Annotated in this window: 5 protein-coding genes and 1 pseudogene; 4 read left to right on the top strand and 2 right to left on the bottom strand. The window is 47.6% G+C overall.

All coding sequences use genetic code 11. From position 1 onward, the window contains the following. A partial coding sequence (locus RMO27_RS19855) for a hypothetical protein (protein ID WP_309735785.1) occupies nucleotides 1-531 on the bottom strand: 531 nt, incomplete at its 3' end. Nucleotides 532-708: 177 nt separating this feature from the next. Next, nucleotides 709-2235 (bottom strand): ATP-dependent DNA helicase, encoded by a 1527-nt coding sequence (locus RMO27_RS19850; protein WP_309735784.1) that lies wholly within the window; start codon nucleotides 2233-2235, stop codon nucleotides 709-711. 304 nt (nucleotides 2236-2539) lie between these two features. Between RMO27_RS19850 and mgtE the strand changes: the two genes are divergently transcribed. The 4 genes and pseudogenes from mgtE to RMO27_RS19830 form a co-directional block, all read left to right on the top strand. Then, the gene (gene mgtE / locus RMO27_RS19845; RefSeq protein ID WP_309735783.1) at nucleotides 2540-3889 is read left to right on the top strand and encodes a magnesium transporter; all 1350 of its coding nucleotides are present in this window, start codon (nucleotides 2540-2542) and stop codon (nucleotides 3887-3889) included. 101 nt (nucleotides 3890-3990) lie between these two features. Continuing rightward, nucleotides 3991-4371, top strand: coding sequence for a type II toxin-antitoxin system VapC family toxin (locus RMO27_RS19840; RefSeq protein WP_309735781.1), 381 nt, complete (start codon nucleotides 3991-3993; stop codon nucleotides 4369-4371). A 103-nt stretch (nucleotides 4372-4474) separates the two neighbouring features. After that, the gene (locus tag RMO27_RS19835) at nucleotides 4475-5491 is read left to right on the top strand and encodes an aspartate carbamoyltransferase catalytic subunit (RefSeq protein ID WP_309735780.1); all 1017 of its coding nucleotides are present in this window, start codon (nucleotides 4475-4477) and stop codon (nucleotides 5489-5491) included. 211 nt (nucleotides 5492-5702) lie between these two features. Continuing rightward, a pseudogene (locus RMO27_RS19830) lies at nucleotides 5703-7550 on the top strand (ATP-dependent helicase); the annotation flags it as partial.

Here is a 7550-nt window from a genome sequence, read left to right as displayed (position 1 = left end):
GGCAGACACTTTTAATAGGCTGGCAAGATGGGGTAAAGCGATATTACTGGCGATCGGGATTTCGGGTTTTTTGCGGATGTGCAGTTCTCTCCACCCAACACCAGCTTTGGCATTGTCCTGAATCCGCTGAATTTTGGCGATTTCCTTATCAACTTTGTCAGCGAGTCGATCGGAAATCAACTCAAATTGTCGCCAATCGTCTTCCGCCAGCGTTAATTCACTCCCAGACAGCGATCGATTATTGAGTGCTGGTACCACCGCACAGATCGATGGCAAACTGTAGAGAATATCGCTAGGATTAACTGCTGCGACGGGACTAATCCACAAGATTAGTTGCTGAGACTTTGTATATTGAGCGCGAGTTTTGGGGCGAGCATTCAGGACATGCCAATCGGAGCCACGGAGGTTAATGGTAGTATCTTTTTCAAATGAATCTGGGAGATTGTTGACTGCTATTTGGGTGACACCAAGCGACTCATCAGTTGTATCATCAATGAATGTGACTTCGATATTGAGACTGAATGTTGTCATGAATTTGTAAATATGTCTAGGGTAATAATTAGTGAAAATCAACGGTCGTAGCTAGAATAAATTTCCGATCGAAACATGGAGTTTTGTAACAGCAGTAATGGGCTGTGTCATCTTGGGAAAATGCACTCAAATTACGGCTAAATCTTAATTAGTTGATCGTCTACAAGATCGGATCGATTAAGCAGAGTCGAGCCAACTCAGATCGTGGTAATTAATCCGCATGACTGGATTGAGTGAAGCTAATACTTGTTGTCCGTAAATACGCCTGTCGATCCGATTGTCAAAGATAGCCACGATGCCTTGAGACGATCGCATCGGATCGATCGCCCGATGCAAAATCCTTAAGCCCGTTGGTAATAAATACAGTCGAAACCAGTCTTGGCGTTGTTGTTTGTAAACAGCGACCTTCGCGGCAACTAAGGGATCTTCGAGGGACGGAATCGGCAAAGTGGCAATTATCATTAATTGTGGTGTTGGCAAATCGTCTTGATGTTGTTGCCAAAAATCCCAGCCACAGACGAGGATATTTGACTCATCAAGGTCGAACCGATCGACTTGCACCCTTCGACCCCATTCAGCGGCGAGCAGGGCGGCTAATTGAGCTTTGAGAGGGGTATCTTGAATCAGAATCACCACGAATTTTGGCCGACCGTGAGTGAGATTTAATAAGTGTTGAATTTCGGCAACTAATATGGGCTGAAATTTACTAGTATTGGGCATTGGCATCCAGCGGGGCATGTATAGCTTAAACCGATGTTTGTGCCGATCGAGGGGGAATTTCACTGAGGTCATTTCACCTAAACCTAGTTCTTGGCGATAGCCGATCGCTTTAGCAGTTAGATCGACAGCACTGGTAATCAAGATTGATGCTTGACGTTGCCAAATTGGGGCGAGTTGGGCAACTAGATCTGTGGGCGTAATTGCCAGCGAAAAGTTGCCGCGCAGTCGATCGATTTGTGCCCAGACTAAACGATCGCTCGGCTGGGAAAATGCTTGATAAAATTGCTGCCAGTTGACCGGCAATGGCTGCTCGATCGATTTAGATAAAGACTCGATGAGTGCGATATCTTCAGGCTCTAATAAGTAACAATTGTATGGATTGGAGGGACGCTGCCATAAAGCCGCTAGTAACTGAATTTTGACCTCCAGAACGCGCTCCCAAATAGTTGCTGGTTGAGTCGTTCGCCAGATATCCCAGTCTCGATCTTCGAGCCTAACGGTAAGTAATGCTCGCGCCCAAGTTTCGAGATCGTCAGCACCATCGACGATCGTCGGGATGCCGCTGACTGAATCGGGATGCTGCAACTGTAGCCACAACCACGATCGCGGATCGATCAGCCACAAGCCCTCAAATCCCGACGGTGGTGGCTCATCGCCGCAATACAATGGCTTGGCGGTACCCAGCCACTGTTGGAGTTGGGGCAATTCTCTAGCGAGTAGATCGGCTTGGAACTGTGTTGGGATGGCGATAATCACCAGAGATTCAGTCCAGAGTAGAGCTGGAATTAGATAACTGAGTCGATATTTCCCTGCTTGGCGGTGCGTAGCGATCCCAGTTTGAATCAGTGCCGATGTCGATAAGCGCAAGGCGCGCGCGACAATTCGCGCCATTGTCAGTTGATGGTTCCAATCAGCGAAGCTTTGTTGATTTCGCAACAGATCGCGCAGAATAGCATGAGTGGTAACTTCGAGTGGTGGGGACATGAGTCGGTGGCGCAGCCTATGGGAGCGAGCGTCGCGCCGAGCGGGGATGCTGTTGTTGATTGTAAGCTGTTTATTCGGCGATCGGCAGCAGTGAGGTTGGGGATTGACTCTATTCTCCAACTGCAAAGATTGCGATCTGGCTGCATCGAACGTTACGATAGAAATGTCGATCTTAAATTTTCATTAAAAATATCGGCACTAAGTTTTATGTACGTTATGGACTCTAGTCCATCTGCTATTGAGTAACAACCTTCTCTAAATCTGACGAGCTAGTCTCCCCAGAAAGAGGGGGCTAGGAGGTTTTATGCTGAGTCGCGAAGGTTCGATCGAATTGTCCGAAATCACTGACTTAAATCAACTCAAGTCAGAACTAAATCATTTACCAGCGGTAGATGTCGGTGACTATATCAGCGAGTTACCAGGCGATCGACGGGCGATCGCCTTTCGCTTGTTATCTAAAGGTTGCGCGATCGCGGTATTTGAATATCTGCCGACGGAAATTCAAGAAGAATTGATCGAATCCCTCCACAATACTCAAGTTTGTCAGCTCATCGAAGCGATGCGTCCCGACGATCGGGTGGCACTGTTTGACGAGCTACCAGCAGGTGTTGTCAAACGCTTATTACCCCAGCTCAGTCACGAAGAACGGGCAGCGACAGCGACGATTATCGGCTATCCCGAAGGCACGGCGGGACGGGTGATGACGACAGAATATGTGCGACTGCGCCAAGGTTTGACTGTCGGCGAAGCTTTAGCCAAGATGAAACAAAGCGATCGCGATAAGGAGACGGTGTATTATGCTTATGTCACCGACGATCGGCGCAAGTTACTGCAAGTAGTTTCCCTTCGCCAATTGGTATTTACGCTTCCAGATACGCCAATTACTGATATTGCTAGCGATCGCGTAATTAAAGCGTATACCGAAACGCCCCAAGAAGATGTCGCACGGCAAATGCAGCGGTATGACTTGATTGCCGTGCCGGTAGTCGATCGTGAGGATCGATTAGTGGGGATTATCACGATCGATGATGTCGTCGATATCTTGCAAGAAGAAGCCACCGAAGACATCCAAAAACTCGCGGGGGTTGCTGGTGGTGAAGATTCTTCCCTATCATCACCCTGGAGCAAACTGCAAAATCGCCTCCCCTGGTTGTTGGGAATTATGGCACTATATATCGGTGCTTCTAGTTCGATCGCCCCATTCCAAGACACGATCGCCAAAATCCCCGTGCTGGCTGTGATTATGCCGCTGTTTTCCAATACTGGTGGTGCCGTTGGGACTCAAGCTCTGACTGTCACCATTCGATCGCTCGGCGTCGGTGAAGTGACACCTGGAGATACGCTCAAAATTCTTGGCAAAGAGGTGCTCGCAGGGCTAGGAACAGCAATTGGACTGGGATTTACGATGATCGTACTTGCCCTGATTTGGACGCCACCTACCGAACGCTGGGTGGCCGTGGTAGCAGGTTTAGTCATGGCGGCCAATTCAGTAATTGCCGTGACATTGGGCACGTTGCTACCGATGGGATTCAAACGCATCAATGTCGATCCAGCTTTAATTAGCGGGCCATTAGTTACGACACTACTAGACACGATCGGTTTTATTATATTTCTATCCTTGATTACCCTTTCCGTCAATGTCTGGCATTTGTAGACTACATCTCCAAAGATTTTTGGTTAAAATTCTAGCTTCGAGCAAAATCGAACTGAATTGCTGCTGTCAGCTTATAATGTCTATAGAATTGAGGTTTAGTTATGAGTCCTTACACACATGTTTTGATTTGGCTAGTAAAGGGCAGTGACAACTTGAGTCAAGCAGCAAAACAGGCAATTGAAGATGAGAAAAATAGCCTACATCTGAGTATTGCTAGTTTGTGGGAAATGACAATTAAAATGACTTTGGGTAAGCTCCAACTAGGAATGTCAATCGATCGAATAGTGGAGTCCTATATCTTGCCTAGTGGAATGGAAATCATCCCAATTCACCTCAATCATTTATTAGTTTTACGGGATCTACCTTTACACCATCGAGATCCTTTCGATCGACTGCTGATTTCCCAATCACAATCGGAAAAATTGACTTTGGGATCAGGAGATCGAGTGTTTGGCGATTATCCAGTCCAAATTCTCTGGTAGTTCGCGATGTTAACTACGAAATAGCCACTCATGGCTGAGATGATGTTGTTTACAAAAAAGATTGGACATTCGTTCCTACTCCCTATCCCCTACACCCTAGAAAATGACCTGGACGCGCCGACATATCCTATCCTTGGCAGACTTTACCCCAGCGGAGTATGATACCGTCCTCCAGACCGCCAATAGCTTCCAGGGCGTGTTAGCTCGCGGTGCAGTCAAGAAAGTCCCGACGCTCCAGGGACGAGTCGTTGCCAATCTGTTTTTTGAGTCTTCCACGCGCACCCGCAGTAGTTTTGAATTAGCCGCCAAACGCCTCTCTGCCGACACCCTCAATTTTGCCGCAGCGACTTCCTCGCTCACCAAGGGCGAAACCATTCTCGATACTGCCAAAACCTATCTGGCGATGGGTGCGGACTTAATGGTGATCCGGCACAAGCAAGCGGGAGTGCCCCACGCGATCGCCGCCGAACTCGATACAATGGGCGTAAAGGTAGGAATTCTCAATGCTGGCGACGGCCAACACGAACACCCGTCTCAAGCCTTATTAGATTTACTGACAATTTGCGAGACGATCGATCCTAGCAATCCCCGCTTATCCTTACTAAAGGACAAGAAAATCGCGATCATCGGTGATATCTTACATTCGCGGGTGGCGCGATCGAATATCTGGAGTCTGACGGCTAGCGGTGCCCAAGTGCATCTCGTCGCGCCACCAACTTTACTTCCGGCTGAATTTGCCGACTATTGCCAAGCCCCAAGAGTCGGAATCGATAAGTCCAATTTATTCGTACATTGGCAACTCGAACCAGCCCTCAAAGATGCCGATTTTGTGATGACATTACGGCTCCAACAAGAGCGGATGACCGACCATTTATTACCTAGTTTGCGCGAATATCATCATCACTATGGCATCACCCGCGAGCGGCTGAAATTGTGTCATCCCGATGTCAAAATTCTCCATCCCGGCCCGACTAATCGCGGTGTCGAAATCACCTCCGATCTGATGGACGATCCAGTTTTGAGCCTGATTTCCCAGCAAGTTACCAATGGGGTGGCGATGCGGATGGCATTACTATATTTGATGGGAAATACCAAAGACTTTAAATTAATTGAGAATTGAGAATTGCGGATGCGCGCACGCCTTTGTTTCCCGACGGTTTAGCGCACCAAGCAGATAACTGGGTTGTTAGGATCGGAGTCTGCTTGTTAACTAGAAATCGCCGCTAGTCAGCGTAAAGTTGTGGGTAGATGCTCGCTCGATCTAGCGATGTGGGCTGGACGTAAAGATCGAAAATCTAGGTTAGACTAATAAAACCAAATGGTAGCAACAGATGATAACTGAAAATTATTTAAAAATCGAGAAACAACGCGATCGATTGGTAGCTAGTTATCAGGCTTTACCCGAACTCGATCGAACGATCGTCCAATTATTTTCGGTCATCTATACACCCATCACCCGCGCGCTCTGTTTGGATTGCCTGCTGTTGGCTGAGATCTGGGGCGATCAGCCTTGGCAATTAGCGACGCTCAAGCCTTATCTCGATCGATTAGTGGCTAACGATCTGCTGATCCCCCAGGCCAAAAATACCCTCCAAATTAATCCCCTCCTAGCCGAAATTGCCACTCGTGACGCGATCGCTGCTGGCAAGTTATCGATCATGGCACAAATAGTCGTAGCCAAGTTACCGATTACTACTTTTAAATTAGGTGGGATCCGTCAATTTGAAAATCATGGCGAATTTGTCCGAGAAATTCGATTGGGTCTGTATCATAACAATCCAGTCTTTATTAAAGAACAATTCGATGATTATTACAATGGTTACTTTCGATCTTCAGATCCCCTCCCCCCGCAACAACTCTGGCACCAAGTCTGTAATAATCCCTTCGATTCTGACTGGCTGGCCACTCTAAATCCAGAGTTAGCAACAACGATCTGGATCGACATTCTGGATTATTCACTAGAGCATTTGACCTGCGCCGATCGCGCTTTTACCGCACTGGAAAATGCCGTCGAAAACCTCACCCAACCGCTGACGCCAGAGCTGCGTATCCAACTGATCGAGCAACTCTTTTTGCGCGGTCGAGTCGCTGCGGGGAAACACATACTCGATACTTTTCCCGCCACTTGGAGAGAACGAACCGCCGACCTATGGGGCTGGTGGTACTTCTTTCAGGGCGAAGATCGACTGGCGATCGAGGCATACGATCGCGCGCTCAAAGCATATAAGAAAGAGCATGGTAAGCGGAAAATTTACTTTCATACCGCGAGTGGTTTATTTTGGATTTTTGCCTTGCTCCGACAGGGTGAAGGTGCAGATTTGCGGTCGGCATTAGAACATACCAAAATGGCGATCGCCGATCGAACATGGCTGAGTTCGACTTATAGCGTGTTAGAAAATGCGATCGAATTGCAACTCGGACAACCGCAGCGGCGGGAGATGATTCTGCGTGCTATCCCGCTCCCCAATCATCACAGTATCGAAATTTTAGTTCGCGCTCTATGTATTCAATGGGTTGATAAAACTTCAATGAATAAGTTATCGACTCAGCTCCTTGAAGAATTTTATACCCAGGCAGAATCGTCTGGCTATCGGTGGTTGGCAATGGAAGCCGCTGGGATTTTATCCCACCTCAATCCGACGGAAAAGTTCCAAAGTTTTTATCAGAAACAAACTACCGCCCTCCAAAAAGAGATCGGTGTCACCAGTCTGGCCAAATTAATTCAACCCAAAGAGCCGTGGGAAATCTCGCTCAACGCGCTGACAAATCTGCACCAGAAAACTACTGCGATCCCCGCCGAACGCGCCAGCAATAGTCAAAGACTGGCCTGGACGATAACGATGTACGGTAGTAATAGTTGGATGTTGCAACCACGCGAACAAAGTATCAATGCCAAAGGTGAATGGGGCAAAGGGCGAAATATTGCCCTCAAACGCTTGAAAAGTCACAATGAGTTTACTTATCTGACGCCGCAAGATCTTCAGGTGTGCAAACACTTGAAAAGTTATAATTCGAGCAGTTGGGGTGGTACTGAATATCGATTTGAAGATCGCGCCATTCTCTCATTGATCGGGCATCCCTTAGTATTTTGGGAAAGCAATCATTTAACTCGGATTGAAGTAGTTAAAGGCGAACCAGAGCTGACGATTAGAGCCATCAAAGGCGATAAAATCGTCCTG

The sequence above is a fragment of the Chamaesiphon sp. OTE_75_metabat_556 genome, from assembly GCF_031378165.1.
Classification (GTDB): domain Bacteria; phylum Cyanobacteriota; class Cyanobacteriia; order Cyanobacteriales; family Chamaesiphonaceae; genus Chamaesiphon.
This window is presented reverse-complemented; position numbering and strand designations above follow the sequence as displayed.